We start from the raw sequence: 18517 nt of genomic DNA, 5'->3' as shown, positions 1-18517 counted from the left end.
GGCCCGGCCCCTTCGACAGGGGCCGGGCCTCACTTGGTGGTGCTTACGCGTCGCTGGGCTCCACGGCCGCGACCTTGCGGGTACGGCGGCGCGGCTTGGCCTCCGGCTCCTCGGTCGCCTGCGCCGGGATCTCCGACGCGACGGCCTTGGTGGCGGCGGTCTTGCGCGTGCGGCGGGGCTTGGTCTCGGCCTCGGGGGCGTCGACCGGCTCCGTGGCGGCGGCCTTGCGGGTCCGGCGCGGCTTGGCCTCCGCGACCTCGGCCGTCTCGACGGCCTTGGTGGCGGCGGTCTTCCGCGTACGGCGGGGCTTGGTCTCGGCCTCGGCCGCCTCGACCGGCTCCGTGGCGGCGGCCTTGCGGGTGCGCCGCGGCTTGGCCTCCGCGACCTCGGCCGTCTCGACGGCCTTGGTGGCGGCGGTCTTGCGAGTGCGGCGCGGCTTGGTCTCGGCCTCGGGGGCCTCGACGGTGTCCACGACGGCCTCGGCGGCGACAGCCGCCTTGCGGGTGCGGCGCTTCGGCGCCTCGGCGACCGGCGCCTCGGCGACGGCCTCGGCCACCGGAGCCGCCTCCGCGCGCTTGCGGGTGCGGCGACGCGGCTGCTCCGGGGCGTCGAGCACGGCGGCTTCGGCCACCGGCGCCTCCACCACGGCCTCGGCCACCGGCGCCTCCACCACGGCCTCGGCCGCGGGAGCCGCCTCGGCGCGCTTGCGGGTGCGGCGACGCGGCTGGGCCGGAGCCTCCAGTGCCTCGGCGTCCTGGACGACGGCCTCCGGCGTCACCACCGTCTCCACGGCGGCGGCCGCCGCCGCCTCGCCCGACGACCCGCCGCGCGTACGGCGACGGCGACGCGGGGTGCGGGGAGCCTGCGGCTCCTCGACGGCACCGGCCTCCACCGGGGCGGCACCGGCCTCCACCGGGGCGGCACCGGCCTCCACCGGGGCGGCACCGGCCTCCACCGGGGCACCGCCGCGCATACGGCGGCGACGACGCGGAGTGCGCTCGGCATGCTCCGAGCGCTCCGAGCGCTCCCGATCCGGCGCGGCCTCGGGACGGCCGCCACGGCCGGACCGGCCGCCACCGCGCGCACCACGGCCGCCGGTCTCGCCGAGGTCCTCCACGTCCTCCGCGTCCAGACCGGCGCGCGTGCGCTCCGAGCGCGGCAGGACACCCTTGGTGCCCGCCGGGATGTTGAGGTCGGAGAAGAGGTGCGGGGACGTCGAGTACGTCTCCACCGGCTCGTGGAAGTCCAGCTCCAGCGCCTTGTTGATGAGCTGCCAGCGCGGGATGTCGTCCCAGTCGACGAACGTGACGGCCGTGCCCTTGTTGCCGGCGCGGCCGGTGCGGCCGACGCGGTGCAGGTAGGTCTTCTCGTCCTCGGGGGACTGGTAGTTGATGACGTGGGTCACGCCACTGACGTCGATGCCGCGCGCGGCCACGTCGGTGCAGACCAGCACGTCTACCTTGCCGTTGCGGAAGGCGCGCAGCGCCTGCTCGCGGGCGCCCTGGCCGAGGTCGCCGTGGACCGCGCCGGAGGCGAAGCCGCGCTTCTGGAGCTGCTCGGCGATGTCGGCGGCGGTGCGCTTGGTGCGGCAGAAGATCATCGCGAGACCGCGGCCCTCGGCCTGCAGTATGCGCGCGATCATCTCCGGCTTGTCCATGGAGTGGCCGCGGTAGATGAACTGCTTGATGTTGGCGACCGTGGCGCCCTCGTCGTCCGGCGCGGTGGCGCGGATGTGCGTGGGGCGGGACATGTAGCGGCGGGCGAGACCGATGACCGCGCCCGGCATGGTGGCCGAGAACAGCATGGTCTGGCGCTTGGCCGGCAACATGTTGACGATCTTCTCGACGTCGGGCAGGAAGCCCAGGTCGAGCATCTCGTCGGCCTCGTCCAGCACCAGGCACTTGACGTGGCTGAGGTCCAGCTTCTTCTGGCCCGCGAGGTCCAGCAGCCGGCCGGGGGTGCCGACGACCACGTCGACGCCCTTGTTCAGGGCCTCGACCTGCGGCTCGTAGGCACGGCCGCCGTAGATGGCGAGGACGCGCACGTTGCGCACCTTGCCGGCGGTCAGCAGGTCGTTGGTGACCTGGGTGCACAGCTCGCGGGTGGGCACGACGATGAGCGCCTGCGGCGCGCTGGTCAGCGCCTCCGGGGCGGCACGGCCGGCCTCGACGTCCGCGGGGACGACGACGCGTTCCAGCAGCGGCAGGCCGAAACCGAGGGTCTTGCCCGTGCCGGTCTTGGCCTGGCCGATGACGTCGTTGCCCGCGAGGGCGACCGGGAGCGTCAGCTCCTGGATCGGAAAGGGGTTGATGATGCCGACGGCTTCCAGCGCCTCGGCGGTCTCGGAAAGAATGCCGAGGTCACGAAATGTCGTAGTCAGGGTTTTGCCTCTTCTTGTGTGTGCGGCGCGAGGCGAGCGCGGGGATCATGTCTGACCGTGCCGGGCACGTCGGCCGCCGTACAGGCGAACCAACTGGGGCAAGCCGTAAGACACGGGACCTCTGCCGACGCTCTAGCGCTCGAACCGCTAAGGATGTCCCTCCGCTCGCCGTACGCGCGGTGCCGTACGGCCCAGGAGGGCTGTCAGGTCGGAGCCGATCGGGCCACCGACCGGGCATCCTCATACGTGCGCCACTGCCAGAAGGCGCCGAACACACCGAACACCGTCGGCGCACTCAGCGGGCGCAATACCACCATACCCCGGATTGCCGCACACGCGATGGCCGAATTGGTCACGTAGTCGTGGTCACAGTGGTTGACCAGGGGCTTCCAGGAGGGGGTGAGCGGGCTATTGTGCGCCTCATGACTAGCTCTGACAAGCCTGAGAACCCCGAGAACGCAGGCGCCGCCACCGGTGTCGCCGCCCAGGACTGGGCGACGGCCGCGGCGGACCCGCAGTACCGCGCCGCGGTCGTGGACCTGCTCGGCGCGCTCGCGTACGGCGAGCTGGCCGCGTTCGAGCGGCTCGCGGAGGACGCCAAGCTGGCGCCGACCCTCGCGGACAAGGCGGAGCTGGCCAAGATGGCCTCGGCGGAGTTCCACCACTTCGAGCGACTGCGCAACCGGCTGACCGAGATCGGCGCCGAGCCCACCGCCGCGATGGACCCCTTCGTCGCCGCACTGGAGAGCTTCCACAAGCAGACGGCGCCCTCGGACTGGCTGGAGGGCCTGGTCAAGGCGTACGTCGGCGACTCGATCGCCAGCGACTTCTACCGCGAGGTCGCGGCCCGCCTCGACGCCGACACCCGCGAACTCGTCCTCGCCGTGCTGGACGACACCGGGCACGCGGAGTTCGCGGTGGAGAAGGTCCGCGCGGCCATCGACGCCGACCCCCGCGTGGGCGGGCGGCTCGCGCTGTGGGCGCGGCGGCTGATGGGCGAGGCGCTGTCGCAGTCGCAGCGGGTCGTCGCGGACCGGGACGCGCTGTCCACCATGCTGGTCGGCGGGGTCGCGGACGGCTTCGATCTCGCGGAGGTCGGCCGGATGTTCACCCGGATCACCGAGGCGCACACCAAGCGGATGGCCGCACTGGGCCTCGCGGCCTGACCGTCCGTCAGGGGCGGCTACGCGGGCGCGGATCGCCGGCGGAGCCGCCCGGCCGGGCGCAACAGCAGCGACAGGGACGCGGCGGACACGACGGCCGCGCCGAGCAGGCTGAGCAGAACCGGGGCCGGGCCCAGGGCGCTGTGTGTGACGAAGTCCCCGAAGAGCGCACCCGCCACCGCAGTGGCGAAGACCAGCGGGCGGGTGGGCAGCCGGTGCGGCAGGCGGTGCGCCGCCGCGAAGGCGAGGACGAGTCCGAGCGCAGCCGAACCGAGCACTTCCAGGATCATCGAGGGGTCCCTCCCACGTCTGCGTGCTCATGCGGTCACAGCCCGACATACCCGTGACCTGCGCGTTGCAATCCTCCCCTGTGGCCGTGGTGTGCGCGAGCTGTGCGCGCCGGGCACAGCCGGCGGACAGCGAAAAGGGCCCGGTGGCGAGTGCCACCGGGCCCTTCACGGGTGTCGCGCCTACAGCGTGCCGAAACCGACCTTGCGCGCGGTCGGCGCGCCGATCTCGACGTACGCCAGACGGTCCGCGGGGATTACGACCTTGCGGCCGCGCTCGTCCTCCAGGCTCAGCAGCGGCGACTTGCCGGCCAGGGCGTCGGCCACGACGCGCTCGACCTCCTCGGCGCTCTGACCGCTCTCCAGAACGATCTCGCGGGGCGCGTGCTGCACGCCGATCTTGACCTCCACGGCTATGTCCCTCCGACGGTCAGTGATGTGCGCGTTCTGCCGCGCCGTACGCAGCACACATTAGCCCGGTGAGGGGACGCGCATGCTTCTGGCGGGAACGCCATCAGCGAACACGCCCCGCCGCGCGTCAGTGGTGGTCGGTGCCGTGCAGCGGGAAACCGGCGATGCCGCGCCACGCCAGCGAGGCGAGCAACTGCACCGCCTGGTCGCGGGGCACGCTGCGGTCGCTGTGCAGCCAGGAACGCGCCACCACCTGGGCGAGGCCGCCGAGCCCGGAGGCCAGCAGCATCGACTCCGCGCGGGACAGGCCGGTGTCCTCCGCGATGACCTCGCAGATCGCCTCGGCGCACTCGGTGGTTACCTTGTCGACGCGCTCGCGCACGGCCGGCTCGTTCGTCAGGTCCGACTCGAAGACCAGACGGAAGGCGCCGCCGTCGTGCTCGATGTACGCGAAATAGGCGTCCATGGTCGCCCGTACGCGCTGCTTGTTGTCGGTCGTCGAGGCGAGCGCGGCGCGCACGGCCTGGATCAGCGCCTCGCAGTGCTGGTCCAGCAGGGCCAGGTAGAGGTCGAGCTTGCCGGGGAAGTGCTGGTAGAGCACCGGCTTGCTGACTCCGGCGCGCTCGGCGATGTCGTCCATCGCGGCCGCGTGATAGCCCTGGGCGACGAATACCTCCTGGGCAGCGCCCAGCAACTGGTTGCGCCGGGCTCGGCGCGGCAGACGGGTGCCGCGCGGGCGTGCTGCCTCTGTTTGCTCGATGGCTGTCACGCCGCCTCCCAATGTCGTCCTCATGCGGGTGTCGGCCGCGCGGCCATCGTACTTTTCGGTAACCCTGGCGTGCGCGGTGCGAGCGCAGAATTTCACGTACCGGACGACGGCGAAAGCCGTGGCCTCGGCCCCGGTGCGCGCTCGGTCAGCGGTAGTCCTCCTCGTCGATCTCGACCACGCGGGCCTGCTCGATGAGATCGCCCTCGCTGCCCCGGTCCGGGTCCACCTCGGTCAGCGGCTCGTCCCGCTCCTCCGTGAGGGGGGTGCGCTGCTCGGCGGCGTCGTGCTCGGGGGCCTCGACGTCGACGGTCCCGGACTCGGTGTCGTCGTGGCTCTCGATCTCGTCCGGCTCGGTGGGGTCGTGGGCCATGACGGCCTCCCTTTCTTCAAGCTTCCGTCCGGAAATCTCTTCCGGACCCTCCGGCTCGGGCGGGTACCCCGCGGCTGCGCTGTCATACGAGCCTAGGAGACCGCCCACGGCCACGCCACGCCGTCGGCGATACCGGACCGGGGCCTGGGGGCCCCTCTCTGTGAGGGCGAACACACGAGGTGCGGTGTGATCGTCTCGTAACATTGCCGCATGTCTTCGACCGAGTCACCTTCCGTGCCGGCCGCGAGCGTGCTCCCCCGGGTCGCACCCGTAAGGGTGGGCGAGGGCGAGCGGATGAGGTCGGTGCGGCTGCCGGGGGTCACCCTGACGGTGCGGTCCCGGCCGCCCGCGCGGGAGGGTCTGGAGCCCGCGCTGTTCGTGCACGGGCTCGGCGGTTCCTCGCAGAACTGGTCTCTGCTGATGGCCGAGTTGGACGGTGTCGTCGACTCCGAGGCCGTCGACCTGCCGGGCTTCGGCGACTCCCCGCCGCCGGACGACGGCGACTACTCCGTCACCGGGCACGCGCGCGCGGTCATCCGCCACCTGGACGCGGCCGGACGCGGCCCGGTCCACCTTTTGGGCAACTCGCTCGGCGGCGCGGTCTCCACGCGCGTGGCCGCCGTCCGCCCGGACCTGGTGCGCACCCTGACGCTGGTCTCGCCCGCCCTGCCGGAGCTGCGCATCCAGCGCAGCGCGGTCCCCACCGCCCTGCTGGGCGTGCCCGGCGTGGCCACGCTGTTCACCCGGTTCACCCGGGAGTGGACCGCCGAGCAGCGGGTGCGCGGAGTGACGGCCCTCTGCTACGGCGATCCCGCGAGCGTGTCGCCGGAGGCGTTCGGGTACGCGGTGGAGGAGCTGGAACGGCGCCTGAGGCTCCCCTACTTCTGGGACGCGATGACCCGCTCCGCGCGCGGGATCGTGGACGCGTACACCCTGGGCGGGCAGCAGGGGCTGTGGCGGCAGGCCGAGCGGGTACTCGCGCCGACCCTCCTGGTCTACGGTGGCCGTGACCAACTCGTCGGCTTCCGTATGGCCGCCAAGGCCGCCCGCTCCTTCAGGGACTCCCGTCTGCTGTCCCTGCCGGACGCCGGGCACGTGGCGATGATGGAATACCCGGAGCTGGTGGCCAGGGCGTTCCGCGAACTTCTCGCGGAGAGCGCCGCATCGGGCGCCACGGACGCGGAGAACTGAGGGCAGGGGTGGGACGACACAGTCGCCGAGGACCGGCTCCCAAGGGGGACGCCTCGGCCATAGAGGGCACCGACCCGGCGGCCGGGGGCATCGAGGGCGTCACCGGGACGGGTGACTTCGCCGCACGCCCGCGTCCACGGGGCGGTGAGTCTTGGGGTGCCGGATCCCAGGGCGCCTCCGGCGCGACCGTCAGCGGGGCCGGGCGCCATGTCCCGTCGGACCGGGGTGAGGGTGACCGGGCGCCGGGTGCCTTCGGGCCGGCGCGTGGCGGTCACCCCGAGCAGCGTGAAGTGGGCGGCGGCTGGGGGGAGTTCGAGAACCGGCGCGCCACCCCGACCCCCTTCCCCCGGCAGCGGCGCGCGGAGCCGGCGGACGCGGGTCCCGGCCCGCGCCGGGAGTACCTGGACGCCTTCGCCGAGGGCGCCGCACCCCAGGCGCCCCGGCGGGCCGAGGTGCCCGAGCCGAGGAGCGCGCCGGGCGAGGGCGGGGCGCCTCCGGCGGCCGTGCCCGCGGCCCGGCACGGCGGCAAGGGGCGGGCCTTCACCGGGGTCGCGGCCGCCGCCGTGACCACCGTGCTCGCCATCGTCGTCGCCGGGCAGGTGGCCGACGGCCGTGCCCAGGGCGAGTCGCGGGCCCAGGCCGCCGGCGGCGGGCTGCCGCCCGGTGCCCAGGCCGTCCCCTCCAGCGCGCCGAGCGCCGTCCCGCTGACGTACGCCCAGAAGATGGGCCGGCTCTATCCCCTGGGGGCGACCCTCAAGGGTTCCGGCAAGTTCGACACCGTGCCCGGCTCGGCCAAGGCGCCCGGCAAGGGTCCCAAGATGACCTACCGGGTCGACGTCGAGCAGGGCCTCGGCCTGGACGGGGCGCTGTTCGCCGACGCCGTGCAGCGCACCCTCAACGACGACCGGAGCTGGGCGCACGGCGGGGAGCGCACCTTCGAGCGGGTCTCCACCGGCAAGCCGGACTTCGTGATCACGCTGGCCAGCCCCGGCACGACCGCCGAGTGGTGCGCCAAGTCGGGCCTGGACACCACCGAGGACAACGTCTCCTGCGACTCGGCGGCCACCGAGCGCGTGATGATCAACGCCTACCGCTGGGCGCAGGGCAGCGTCACCTACGGGGACGCCGAGATCTACGCCTACCGCCAGATGCTGATCAACCACGAGGTCGGCCACCGGCTCGGGCACGGGCACGTCACCTGCCAGAAGGACGGCGCGATCGCCCCGGTGATGCAGCAGCAGACCAAGTTCCTCGACCACGACGGAATCCACTGCCTGCCCAACGCCTGGCCGTATCCCAAGAGTTGACGCAGCAGACGCCGCAGGAGTCGACGGGGGCCGACTCATGTCACATTGACATGAGTCGCAAGTTCGTTCATATTTCTGCGCATGTGGTCCCGTCACGCCGTCTTCCGCAGCGCCGCCATCGAGCTGGCGCTCATCGGTGTGACCGCCCTCTGCGTGGCCGACATCGACTGTCGCTGACGCCGCCCTCCTGGCGTCCGCGTCGATGCGTGCCCTTTTCTCCCTGCCGCCCGTGACCTTCCTCGCGGGATCTCTCGACGACTGACGCCGGGGCCGGCACCTGTCCGCAGGTGTCTCATTTCTCGTTCCCATGTCTCACCCCTCGGACAATCCGGGGGGTTCCCCCGAGAGGTCGTCAATTCCGATGCGTCAACCGTCCGTCATAGCGCGCCGCGTGGCAGCGGCATCCGTCAGCCTGGTCGTGGCAGCGGGCGCCGCCGCCTGCGGCCCGGAGGACAACGATGCCAAGGGCGCCGGTGGCGACTCCACGCCCCACAAGGGCGGCACCCTCACCGTGCTGAACGCCGAGGCCCAGACCGACTTCGACCCGGCCCGCCTCTACACCTCGGGCGGCGGCAACGTCCCCTCGCTGGTCTTCCGCACCCTCACCACGCGCAACCGCGAGAACGGCGCCGAGGGCGCCAAGGTGGTCCCCGACCTCGCCACCGACACCGGCCGCCCCAACAAGGACGCGACCGTGTGGACGTACACCCTGAAGAAGGGGCTGAAGTACGAGGACGGCACGCCGATCACCTCGGCCGACATCAAGTACGGCATCGAGCGGTCCTTCGCCCCCGAACTCTCCGGTGGCGCGCCCTACTTGCGGGACTGGCTGAGCGGCGCCGCCGACTACCAGGGCCCGTACAAGGACAAGAAGGGCCTCTCCGCGATCGGGACGCCGGACGACCGCACGATCGTCTTCCATCTGAACAAGCCCGAGGGCGAGTTCCCGTTCCTCGCCACCCAGACGCAGTTCGCGCCGGTGCCGAAGAGCAAGGACACCGGCACCAAGTACGAGCAGCACCCGGTCTCCTCCGGCCCGTACAAGGTGGTCAAGAACCAGAACGACGGCGAGCGCGTGCTGCTGGAGCGCAACCCGCACTGGAGCGGTGACGACGAGCGCAAGGCGTACCCGGACAAGGTCGACGTGCGCTCCGGGCTCGACTCCTCCGTCATCAACCAGCGGCTCGCCGCCTCACAGGGCGCCGACAAGGCCGCCGTCACCACCGACACCAACCTCGGCCCGGCCGAACTCGCCCGCGTCAGCGGCGACAAGAGCCTCGCCGCCCGCGTCGGCACCGGCCACTTCGGCTACACGGACTACATCGCCTTCAACCCGAAGGTGAAGCCGTTCGACGACCCCAAGGTGCGCCAGGCGATCTCGTACGCCGTCGACCGCTCCTCGGTGATCAACGCGGCCGGCGGTTCCGCGCTCGCCGAGCCCGCCACCACCTTCCTGCCCGACCAGAAGTCCTTCGGGTACACCCCGCACGACCTCTTCCCGGCGGGCAGGTCCGGCAACGCGGCCAAGGCGAGGGAACTGCTCAAGGAGGCCGGGCACCCGAACGGGCTGACCGTCACCCTCACGCATTCCAACAGCAAGGACTTCGAGACCAGCCCGGAGATCGCCACCGCCCTCCAGGACGCCCTCAAGAAGGCCGGGATCACGGTCAAGCTCCAGGGCCTCGAGGACAACGACTACCGGGACAAGATCCACAGCATCAAGACCGAGCCCGGCTTCTTCCTCGCCCACTGGGGTGCCGACTGGCCCTCCGGCGGTCCCTTCCTCGCCCCGATCTTCGACGGCCGCCAGATCGTCAGGGACGGCGCGAACTTCAACACCGGCCTGCTGGACGACAAGTCGGTCAACACCGAGATCGACGCCATCAACAAGCTCACCGACCTGAACGCCGCCGCGAAGCGCTGGGGCGCCCTGGACAAGAAGATCGCCGGACAGGCCCTCGTCGTCCCGCTGTTCCACCCCGTCTACAAGCGCCTGTACGGCTCGGACGTCAAGAACATCGTGATCAGCGACTGGACCGGCGTGCTGGACATCTCCCAGGTCGCGGTGAAGTGACCCGGTGAGCGAAGCACTCGTCGCCGTCGAGGCCGCCGGGGCGGACATCACCGCCCCGGCGGCCTCGGGGGCCCGTCAGTTCTGGCGGCGGCTGCGCGCGCAGCGGGCCGCCCTGGTCGCCGCGGCCGTCGTCGCGCTCCTCGTCCTGGTCGCGCTCGCCGCGCCGCTCCTCACCGCCATCGAGGGCCAGGACCCCACCACGTACCACCCCGGCCTCGTCGACTCCGCGCGCGGCGGCGTGCCCATTGGATCGCTCGGCGGGATCAGCGCCGAGCACTGGCTGGGCGTCGAACCGCAGACCGGCCGCGACCTGTTCGCCCGGCTGGTGGAGGGCGCCCGCGTCTCGCTGGGCGTCGCCTTCGCGGCCACGCTCATCCAGGTGCTCATCGGCGTCACCGTCGGCGTGGCCGCCGCCATGGGCAGCCGCTGGCTGGACCAGGTCCTCAGCCGGATCACCGACATCATCGTGGCGCTGCCGCTCATGATCATGGCGCTGGCGCTGCTGGCCATCGTGCCCGCGAGCTTCCCTCGCCCGGTGCTGGTCGCGCTCGTCATCGGGCTGATCGCCTGGGGCAACGTCGCCAAGATCGTGCGCGCCCAGACCCTCACCCTCAAGGGGCTCGACTACGTGGCCGCCGCCCGGCTCAGCGGATGGGGCGCCGTGCGGGTGGCCCGCCGCGAGCTGCTGCCCGGCCTCGCCGCGCCCGTCATCACCTACGCCGCGCTGCTGGTGCCCACCAACATCTCCGCCGAGGCCGCCCTGTCCTTCCTCGGCGTCGGGGTGAAGCCGCCGACGCCCTCGTGGGGGCAGATGATCACCGCCGCCGACGTCTGGTACCAGGCCGCGCCGCAGTACCTGCTGTTCCCGGCCGGCGCCCTGTTCACCACCGTGCTCGCCCTCACCGTCCTCGGCGACGGCGTACGCACCGCACTCGACCCCCGCGCCGCCTCCCGGCTGCGCATCGGGACCGGCCGCGCCCGGAAGGAGGACGCCGCGTGAACGGCTTCGGCGGATTCCTGCTGCGCCGCGCGGCGGGCACGCTCATCACCCTGCTCGCCGTCTCGGTTCTCGTCTACGTGGTCTTCTACGCCACCCCCGGCAACGTCGCCCAGATCACCTGCGGCCCGCGCTGCTCCCCGGAGCAGGTGCACCAGGTCGCGGCCCAGCTCCGGCTCGACGACCCGCTGTACCTGCGCTACCTCCACTTCCTCCAGGGCCTGTTCGTGGGCCAGGACTACTCCACCGGCACCTCGGTCGAGCACTGCGCGGCACCCTGCCTCGGGCTCTCCTACCAGAGCGACCAGCAGGTGCTCACGCTGCTGCTCGCCAAGCTGCCGGTCAGCCTCTCGCTGGTGGCCGGCGCGATGGTGCTCTGGCTGGTCATCGGCGTCGGCACCGGCGTCCTCTCCGCCTGGCGGCGCGGCCGGCTCTCCGAGCGGGTGCTCACCGTGCTCACCCTGGCCGGCTGGGCCACGCCCGTGTTCGTGCTCGGTCTGGTGCTGATGATCGTGGTCTGCGGCGAGCTCCGACTACTGCCCTTCCCGCAGTACGTGCGCTTCGCCGACGACCCCGAGCAGTGGGCGTGGAACCTGCTGCTGCCCTGGCTGTCGCTGGCCCTGATCGAGGCGGCCGCGTTCGCCCGGCTCACCCGCTCGGCCATGCTGGAGACCCTCGCCGAGGATCACATCCGCACCTTCCGCGCCTACGGGGTCGGCGAGCGGGCCATCGTCGGACGGCACGCCCTGCGCGGCGCGCTCGCCCCCGTCATCGCCCTCAACGCCAACAACGTCGGCTCCGCCATCGGCGGCGCGGTCCTCACCGAGACGCTGTTCGGGCTGCCCGGCATCGGCCAGGAGCTGGTGCACGCGGTCAAGGTCGTGGACCTGCCCGTGGTCGTCGGCATGGTCCTGGTCGTCGCCTTCTTCGTCGTCATCGCCAACGCCGTCGCGGACATCCTGTACGCGCTGGCCGACCGCCGGGTGGTCCTCGCATGAGCCTGGTCGAAGTCACCGATCTCACCGTCGAGTTCGGCGCCCTGCGCGCCGTGGACGGACTCTCCTTCACGCTGGAGAAGGGGGCCGCGCTGGCCCTCGTGGGGGAGTCCGGCTCCGGCAAGTCCACCGTCGCCGGCGCCCTGCTGGGCCTGCACCGGGACACCGGGGCACGGGTCGGCGGCTCGGTCCTGGTGGCCGGCACCGACGTGGCCGCCGCCTCCGACGCCGAACTGCGGAAGCTGCGTGGGGCCAAGGCCGCCATGGTCTTCCAGGACCCGCTCTCCTCCCTCGACCCGTACTACGCGGTGGGCGACCAGATCGCCGAGGTGTATCGCGTGCACACCCGCGCGGCCCGGCGGGCCGCACGCGCGCGTGCCGTCGAGGTGCTGGACCGGGTCGGCATCCCGGACGCCGCCCGCCGGGCCCGGTCCCGGCCGCACGAGTTCAGCGGCGGCATGCGCCAACGCGCGCTGATCGCCATGGCGTTGGCGTGCGAGCCCGAGCTGCTCATCGCTGACGAGCCGACCACCGCGCTCGACGTCACCGTGCAGGCCCAGATCCTCGACCTGCTGCACACCCTGCGCCAGGAGAACGGGCTCGGCCTGCTGCTCGTCACCCATGACGTGGGCGTCGCCGCCGAGAGCGCCGACGACGTGCTCGTCATGCGGCACGGCCGCGCCGTCGAACACGGTTCGCTGCGGCAGGTGTTGGCCGCTCCCGAGCAGCCGTACACCCGTGAACTCCTCGCCGCCGTGCCGCGCGTGGACGCGGCCCGTACCGCGCCCGCCGAGGAGGCGGGGGAGACCGTGCTCGAAGCGGCCGGGCTGCGGCGGGAGTTCGGGCGCGGACGAGGGGCGTTCACCGCCGTGGACGACGTCTCGCTGACCCTGCGCCGGGGCGAGACCCTGGGGATCGTGGGGGAGAGTGGCAGCGGCAAGACAACCCTGGGCCGCATGCTGGTCGGCCTGCTGGAGCCCACCGCGGGCACCATCCGGTACGCCGGACGCGCGCACAGCGGGGTCGACCCGGCCGTGCAGATGGTGTTCCAGGACCCGGCCTCCTCCCTCAACCCCCGCCGCACAGTGGGCGACTCGATCGCCGACCCGCTGCGCGCGAAGGGGATGGGGGTCCCCCCGCTCGAGCGAAGCCGAGGGTGGGGGAGGGACGACAAGGCCGTCCGGGAGCGCGTGACCGGACTGCTGGAGCGGGTCGGGCTGGAAGCGGCCCACCACGACCGCTACCCGCACGAGTTCAGCGGGGGCCAGCGCCAGCGCATCGGCATCGCGCGGGCCCTCGCGGCGGATCCGCGCGTCATCGTCTGCGACGAACCGGTCTCCGCGCTCGACGTCACCACGCAGGCCCAAGTGGTCGCGTTGCTGGACGAGTTGCGCCGGGAACTCGGGCTCGCGCTCGTCTTCATCGCGCACGACCTCGCCGTGGTCCGCCAGGTCAGCGACCGGGTCGCCGTCATGCGCCGGGGACAGGTCGTCGAGACCGGCCCGGCCGACGAGGTGTACGAGAACCCGCGCGACCCGTACACCCGCCAACTCCTGGCCGCCGTACCGGCGCTGGACCCGGAGGTGGCCGCCCGGCGCCGAGCGGCCCGGCGGGAGCCCGCTCCGGCGTGACGTGTCGCGTGCGGAACGTCACCGCACGGTCTCTTAGCGTGTCGGAACGCGGCTCGCCCGCGAAAGTTACGACTCTTCACCCCTTTTGGTGGTGCGACGGACAACCGTCCGTCGCGCCACCGCCCCCTCCGCGTACGTTCGTCCCGCTGCGAGCCGCCGGGACGACGGCGGCTCCCACACACGGGAGATCGGGGGTGCACGCGTGCGCATCGGACTGCTTACCGAGAGTGGCTATCCGTATGTCGGCGGTGACACCGGGCTCTGGTGCGACCGGCTCGTGCGCGGGCTCGGGCAGCACGAGTTCGACGTCTACGCGCTCAGCCGCGGCCGACGGCAGGAGGCCGACGGCTGGATGCCGATCCCGCCGCAGGTCAGGCGGGTGCGCACCGCCGCGCTCTGGGCGGCCGGGGACGACGGCGCCGAGCTGGGCCGCCGCGCCCGCAAGCGGTTCACCGAGCACTACGGCGAGCTGCTCGGCGCGGTCTGCGCCCCGCAGAAAGGCTCCGCCGCCGAAGTGGCGGACCGTTTCGGCAACGCGCTGTACGGCCTCGCCGAACTCGCCCGCGACACCGGCGCCCTGACCGGAGCCCTCCGCTCCGACCACGCCGTGACCGCCCTGGAGCGCGCCTGCCGGGCCCCCGGCGCGCCGCGCGCGGCGCACGAAGCGCGCGTCCCCGACCTGCTGGCCGTCGCCGACCACTTCGCCCGTGCCCTGCGCCCCCTCTCCCTCGACTGGTACGGCGAGGACGCGCTCGCCGCCGTCGATCTCTGCCACGCCACCTCCGGCGGCTCCGCCGCCCTGCCCGGCCTGCTCGCCCGGCACTTCTCCGGCGTGCCCCTGCTGGTCACCGAGTACGGCGTCCAGCTCCGCGCGCACTACCTCGCGCTCGGTCCCGACAGCGCCGCCCCGGCCGTCCGCGCGCTGCTCGCCGCCTTCCACGGCCGGCTCGCCGCTGAGGTCTACCGCCGCGCCGAGATCCTCACCCCCGGCAGCAGCCACGCCCGCCGCTGGCAGGAGCGGTGCGGCGCGGACCGGTCCCGCATCCGCACCGTCCATCCGGGCATGGACGCCGACCGGTTCGCCGAGGTCGGCGAGGCGCCCGACCGCGCCGACGCCGACACGCTGGTGTGGGTCGGCCGGATCGAGCCCGGCCGGGACCTGGTCTCGCTGCTGCACGCCTTCGCCGAGGTCCGCAAGGAGGAGCCGCACGCGCGGCTGCGCATCGTGGGCGTGCCCGTGGGGGCCGAGGGGGAGGCGTACCTCGCGCAGTGCCGGGCGCTGGCCGCCCAGCTCTTCCCGGACGAGGCGGAGGGGCTGCACGCCGTGGGGGACAACCCCGTGTCGTTCACCGAGGTGGGGGCGCCCGAGGCGCCGACGCTGCCCGAGGCGTACGCCGCCGGGGCCGTGGTCGTGCTGTCCAGCGTGGTCGAGGGGTTCCCGGTCAGCCTCGCCGAGGCGATGTTCTGCGGCCGGGCCACGGTGTCCACGGACGTGGGCGCGGTGGTGGAGGTCATCGGGGGCACCGGGCTCGTCGTACCGCCGCGCAACCCGCGGGCGCTCGCGGAGGCGTGCGTGGCGCTGCTGCGCGACCCCGAGCGCCGGGCGCGGCTGGGGGCGGCGGCCCGGGCGCGGGCGCTGGAGCTGTTCGGCGTCGAACAGAACATCACGGCATTTCACGGCATTTACCTGGAGATCATGTCGCACTGTCCGGTGCGGCGGGCCGCCGTCGACGAGGCGGGCGAGCCCCTGCCGTTCGCCGTCCCCGCCGAGGCCCACGTAGCCGGTCGCTGGACCGTCCCCACCGTGCTGCGGGGCTCACCGGCGCCGGTCCGCGCCGGGGCGGAGGGGGCGCGATGAGGGGCGTGGACAGGACGGGGCCGGGTGCGGTGGCGGCGTCCGGGGCCGACGCCGCCCCCCGCAGGGGTGCCGTCGACCCGGTGAAGGCCCTGCTGCACCAGCACCGGGAGCTGTGCGAGCGGGCCGTGGACCCGCTGGAGATCGCGGCCGGGCTGGAGTCGCACGGCTTCACCGACCGCTCCGCCGCCCGCTACCGGCACCGGGACGTGTTCTCGCTCGCCGAGGAGCTGTACGCGCGCGTCCCCCGCGACGCCGACCCGGCCCCCGAGCCCACGCCCGGCCCCGCCCCGCGCATCCGCACCGGCTGGGTACTGCTCAGCCTGCTGCCCGGCGCGGTCGCCTCCGGCACCGTGGCGGGGCTGCGGCTCGGCCACGGCACCGCCCGCCCCCTGGTGGCCCTCGGCGGCCTCCTCGCGGTGGCCCTCGCCGTCCGCGTCGCCCTCGGCCGGGGCCCCCTCGCGGCCCGCCCCGGCGCGGCCCCCAGGCCCTCCGCCCCCCTGTGGACCGTCTGCCTGCTCGGGTACGCCCTCCTCGGCGACGGCCTGCTGGACGCCGTGGTGAGCGGCGGCCCCGACGCGCTGCCCACCGGCGCCCCGGACGGCCCCTGGCCCGCCGCCACCGCGCCCGTACTGGCCCTCGCCCTGGCCTGCGCCCCCGCCGCCTGGTGCGCCCACCTGCTCGACCTCGGCGCTCGCCGACGGCTCGCCGGCAGCCGGGGACTGGAGGACTTCACCTCCGGCGCGCGCCCCCTGCTGCTCGGCGTCCTCGCGCTGTACCTGGCCGCCCTGACCGGCCTGCTCGCCCTGACCGGCGCCGTACTGGACGAGGACCCGGCCTACCCGCAGGCCCTCACCCTGGGCGCCCTGCTGTTCCTCGCCCGCCTCCTCACCGCCCACCGGCACCGGCACGCGCCGGCCGTGATCCTGGGCGCGGCGGCGGCCGCCGAGGTGGCCGCCCCGGCGCTGGTGCTGAGCGGGCGGCTCCCCGACTGCGGGTTCCTCGCCGTGCCGGTGACCGCGCTGGTCGATCCCCTGGGGGTGGCGGTGATCCCGACCCTGAGCTGTGGCTGCGCGGCCCTGATCCTCCTGGCCCACGCCCTGCGCACCCTCACGCGCGCCTCGGCCCACGCGCCCGTGGGGGGCCCGGAGTGAGGCACGCGCGCCCCGGCACCCCCGCCTTTCCCCCACGGCACCGGCGCCCCACCGCCGTCCCGCTCTCTCCCCCCTCCATCCCTGAGACCTTCATCCCTGAGAAGGAGAACACCAGATGACCACCTCCCGACACGGAGTCACCCAAGTGGCCGGGTCCGTGGGAGCAGCCGCGGCGCACACCTCGGGGGCCGCCCTATGAGGGTCCTGCTGATCGGAGCCAACGGGTACATCGGCCGCTTCGTCGCCGACCGCCTCCTCGCCGACCCCGCCGTGCAGCTCACCGCGCTCGGCCGGGGCGACGACGCCGACGTCCGCTTCGACCTCGCCACCGGCAGCCCCGGCGCGCTCACCAGGTTCCTGGACGCCGTGCACCCCGGTGTCGTCGTCAACTGCGCCGGTGCCACCCGGGGCGGCGCCCGCGATCTCACCCGGCACAACACCGTCGCCGTGGCCACCGTCTGCGAGGCGCTGCGCCGCAGCGGCTGCGGGGCCCGGCTGGTGCAGATCGGCTGCGGCTCCGAGTACGGGCCGAGCCAGCCCGGCTCCTCCACGGCCGAGGACGCCGTACCCCGGCCGGGCGGCCCCTACGGGGTCAGCAAGCTCGCCGCGACCGAACTGGTCCTCGGCTCCGGGCTGGACGCGGTGGTGCTGCGGGTCTTCTCGCCCGCCGGGCCCGGTACCCCGGCAGGGTCACCCCTGGGGAGACTGGCGGAGGCCATGCGCCGGGCCATGCAGGCGGGCGACGGCGAACTCAAGCTCGCCGGGCTCGGCGTCCAGCGCGACTTCGTCGACGTACGCGACGTCGCCCGTGCCGTGCACGCCGCCTCGCTGTCCGCCGCGCAGGGCGTGATCAACATCGGCTCCGGCCGTGCCGTACGCCTGCGTGACGCCGCCACCGTCCTCGCGCGGGTCGCCGGGTACGGCGGGGCGCTCAACGAACTCGACGCGCCGCCCGGCCCGTTGCGCGGGCCGATCGGGCATCCACGCGGCGATCTGGACCACGCGGTGCCGGTCGCGTACCCCTACCCGGACGGCTGCGGAAGCTGGCAGCAGGCCGACGTGCGCACCGCCCGCGACCGGCTCGGCTGGCGGCCCCGGATCAACCTCGAGGAGTCTCTCGCGGACATCTGGATGGAGGCGGCATGCCGCATCTGACCAGCGCGCCTGCCATCACCGGCATACGCACCGCGATCGGCGTCCCCGACTACGCGCACCCCCTGACCGCTCCCGCCCAGTGGGCCGAACTGACGCGCCCGGGAACGCCGTTGGACTGGGTGGTGCTCAATGTCGCCGCCGGACCGGGCACCCGTCCCGACCCGCACTGCCTGGAGGCGGCGGGCCGGCTGCGGGACGGCGGGGTCCGCGTGCTGGGCCACCTGGACCTCGCGCACGGCATGCGCCCCTTCGCCGACCTGGTCACCGACGCGCACCGCCACCTCGACTGGTACCGCGTCGACGGCTTCCTGCTGGAACGCTGTCCCGGTGACCGGACGGAACTGCCCGAGGTCCGCCGGGTGATCACCACGCTCCGCGCGCTCGCCGGGGACACCCACATCGTGCTCGGCCACGGGGACCACCCCTGTCCGGGGTACGCGGAGAACGCCGACCAGTTGGTGACCTTCCGCGGCTCCTGGGCCGACTACCGCTGGTCGCAGGTGGCCGAGTGGACCGCCGACTATCCGGCCGACCGCTTCTGCCACTTCGTGCACGGGGTGCCGCGCGGCCATCTGGAGGAGGCGCTGCGCATCGCGCGCTGGCAGGGCGCCGGGACGATCTACTTCACCGACCGCACGGACCACGGCGGCCGGGCCAACCCCTGGGAGACCATGCCCGGCCACTGGGACGAATTCGTCTCGCGGGTCGGAACGGGTGTCTCGGAATGAAGAAGGCCGTGGCAGTGTTACGGGAAGAACAACCCGTAGTGATCGACCGA

At 73.5% G+C, this 18517-nt stretch carries 17 protein-coding genes; 12 read left to right on the top strand and 5 right to left on the bottom strand.

Annotated features, from left to right (window positions below; all coding sequences use genetic code 11):
• Window positions 1-43: 43 nt before the first annotated feature.
• The gene (locus tag OG448_RS10515) at window positions 44-2251 is read right to left on the bottom strand and encodes a DEAD/DEAH box helicase (protein WP_405558752.1); all 2208 of its coding nucleotides are present in this window, start codon (window positions 2249-2251) and stop codon (window positions 44-46) included.
• Between the two features lie 551 nt (window positions 2252-2802).
• On the opposite strand from OG448_RS10515, the gene OG448_RS10510 reads away from it, so the two are divergent.
• On the top strand, window positions 2803-3546 hold the full coding sequence (locus OG448_RS10510; protein WP_405553018.1) for a ferritin-like fold-containing protein: 744 nt from the start codon (window positions 2803-2805) through the stop codon (window positions 3544-3546).
• Between the two features lie 17 nt (window positions 3547-3563).
• On the opposite strand, the gene OG448_RS10505 is transcribed toward OG448_RS10510, so the two are convergent.
• The 4 genes from OG448_RS10505 to OG448_RS10490 form a co-directional block, all read right to left on the bottom strand.
• Window positions 3564-3833, bottom strand: coding sequence for a hypothetical protein (locus tag OG448_RS10505; RefSeq protein WP_391294660.1), 270 nt, complete (start codon window positions 3831-3833; stop codon window positions 3564-3566).
• 180 nt (window positions 3834-4013) lie between these two features.
• On the bottom strand, window positions 4014-4241 hold the full coding sequence (locus OG448_RS10500) for a DUF3107 domain-containing protein (protein ID WP_405553016.1): 228 nt from the start codon (window positions 4239-4241) through the stop codon (window positions 4014-4016).
• A 127-nt stretch (window positions 4242-4368) separates the two neighbouring features.
• Window positions 4369-5010: a TetR/AcrR family transcriptional regulator gene (locus OG448_RS10495; protein ID WP_030807272.1), complete on the bottom strand. Its 642-nt coding sequence runs from the start codon at window positions 5008-5010 to the stop codon at window positions 4369-4371.
• Window positions 5011-5155: 145 nt separating this feature from the next.
• The gene (locus OG448_RS10490; RefSeq protein WP_405553014.1) at window positions 5156-5380 is read right to left on the bottom strand and encodes a hypothetical protein; all 225 of its coding nucleotides are present in this window, start codon (window positions 5378-5380) and stop codon (window positions 5156-5158) included.
• Between the two features lie 210 nt (window positions 5381-5590).
• On the opposite strand from OG448_RS10490, the gene OG448_RS10485 reads away from it, so the two are divergent.
• The 11 genes from OG448_RS10485 to OG448_RS10435 all read left to right on the top strand — a co-directional run bounded on the left by OG448_RS10485 (window position 5591) and on the right by OG448_RS10435 (window position 18467).
• The gene (locus OG448_RS10485) at window positions 5591-6571 is read left to right on the top strand and encodes an alpha/beta fold hydrolase (RefSeq protein WP_405553012.1); all 981 of its coding nucleotides are present in this window, start codon (window positions 5591-5593) and stop codon (window positions 6569-6571) included.
• A gap of 8 nt (window positions 6572-6579) precedes the next feature.
• Window positions 6580-7878, top strand: coding sequence for a DUF3152 domain-containing protein (locus tag OG448_RS10480; protein WP_405553010.1), 1299 nt, complete (start codon window positions 6580-6582; stop codon window positions 7876-7878).
• Between the two features lie 81 nt (window positions 7879-7959).
• Window positions 7960-8055 (top strand): Ms4533A family Cys-rich leader peptide, encoded by a 96-nt coding sequence (locus OG448_RS10475; protein WP_324608470.1) that lies wholly within the window; start codon window positions 7960-7962, stop codon window positions 8053-8055.
• Between the two features lie 184 nt (window positions 8056-8239).
• Entirely contained in the window at window positions 8240-9952 is a 1713-nt protein-coding gene (locus tag OG448_RS10470) for an ABC transporter substrate-binding protein (RefSeq protein WP_405553008.1), read from the top strand.
• Window positions 9953-9956: 4 nt separating this feature from the next.
• A complete protein-coding gene (locus OG448_RS10465; protein WP_405553006.1) occupies window positions 9957-10952 on the top strand; it encodes an ABC transporter permease in 996 nt (331 codons plus the stop codon).
• Window positions 10949-11947 (top strand): ABC transporter permease, encoded by a 999-nt coding sequence (locus OG448_RS10460; protein ID WP_405553004.1) that lies wholly within the window; start codon window positions 10949-10951, stop codon window positions 11945-11947. Before OG448_RS10465 ends, OG448_RS10460 begins: the two co-directional genes overlap by 4 nt.
• The gene (locus OG448_RS10455; protein ID WP_405553002.1) at window positions 11944-13575 is read left to right on the top strand and encodes a dipeptide ABC transporter ATP-binding protein; all 1632 of its coding nucleotides are present in this window, start codon (window positions 11944-11946) and stop codon (window positions 13573-13575) included. The genes OG448_RS10460 and OG448_RS10455 overlap by 4 nt, the downstream gene beginning before the upstream one ends.
• Before the next feature lie 202 nt (window positions 13576-13777).
• Window positions 13778-15433 carry a DUF3492 domain-containing protein gene (locus tag OG448_RS10450; protein WP_405553000.1) on the top strand — a complete coding sequence of 552 codons (1656 nt, stop codon included), beginning with the start codon at window positions 13778-13780 and terminating at the stop codon, window positions 15431-15433.
• Entirely contained in the window at window positions 15430-16584 is a 1155-nt protein-coding gene (locus tag OG448_RS10445) for a hypothetical protein (protein WP_405552999.1), read from the top strand. The genes OG448_RS10450 and OG448_RS10445 overlap by 4 nt, the downstream gene beginning before the upstream one ends.
• A 195-nt stretch (window positions 16585-16779) precedes the next feature.
• A complete protein-coding gene (locus tag OG448_RS10440; protein ID WP_391294638.1) occupies window positions 16780-17739 on the top strand; it encodes an NAD-dependent epimerase/dehydratase family protein in 960 nt (319 codons plus the stop codon).
• Complete coding sequence (locus tag OG448_RS10435) at window positions 17727-18467, top strand: spherulation-specific family 4 protein (RefSeq protein WP_405552997.1); 741 nt, start codon at window positions 17727-17729, stop codon at window positions 18465-18467. The genes OG448_RS10440 and OG448_RS10435 overlap by 13 nt, the downstream gene beginning before the upstream one ends.
• Window positions 18468-18517: the final 50 nt, after the last annotated feature.

Source organism: Streptomyces sp. NBC_01171, from assembly GCF_045039805.1.
Lineage (GTDB): Bacteria > Actinomycetota > Actinomycetes > Streptomycetales > Streptomycetaceae > Streptomyces.
This window is presented reverse-complemented; position numbering and strand designations above follow the sequence as displayed.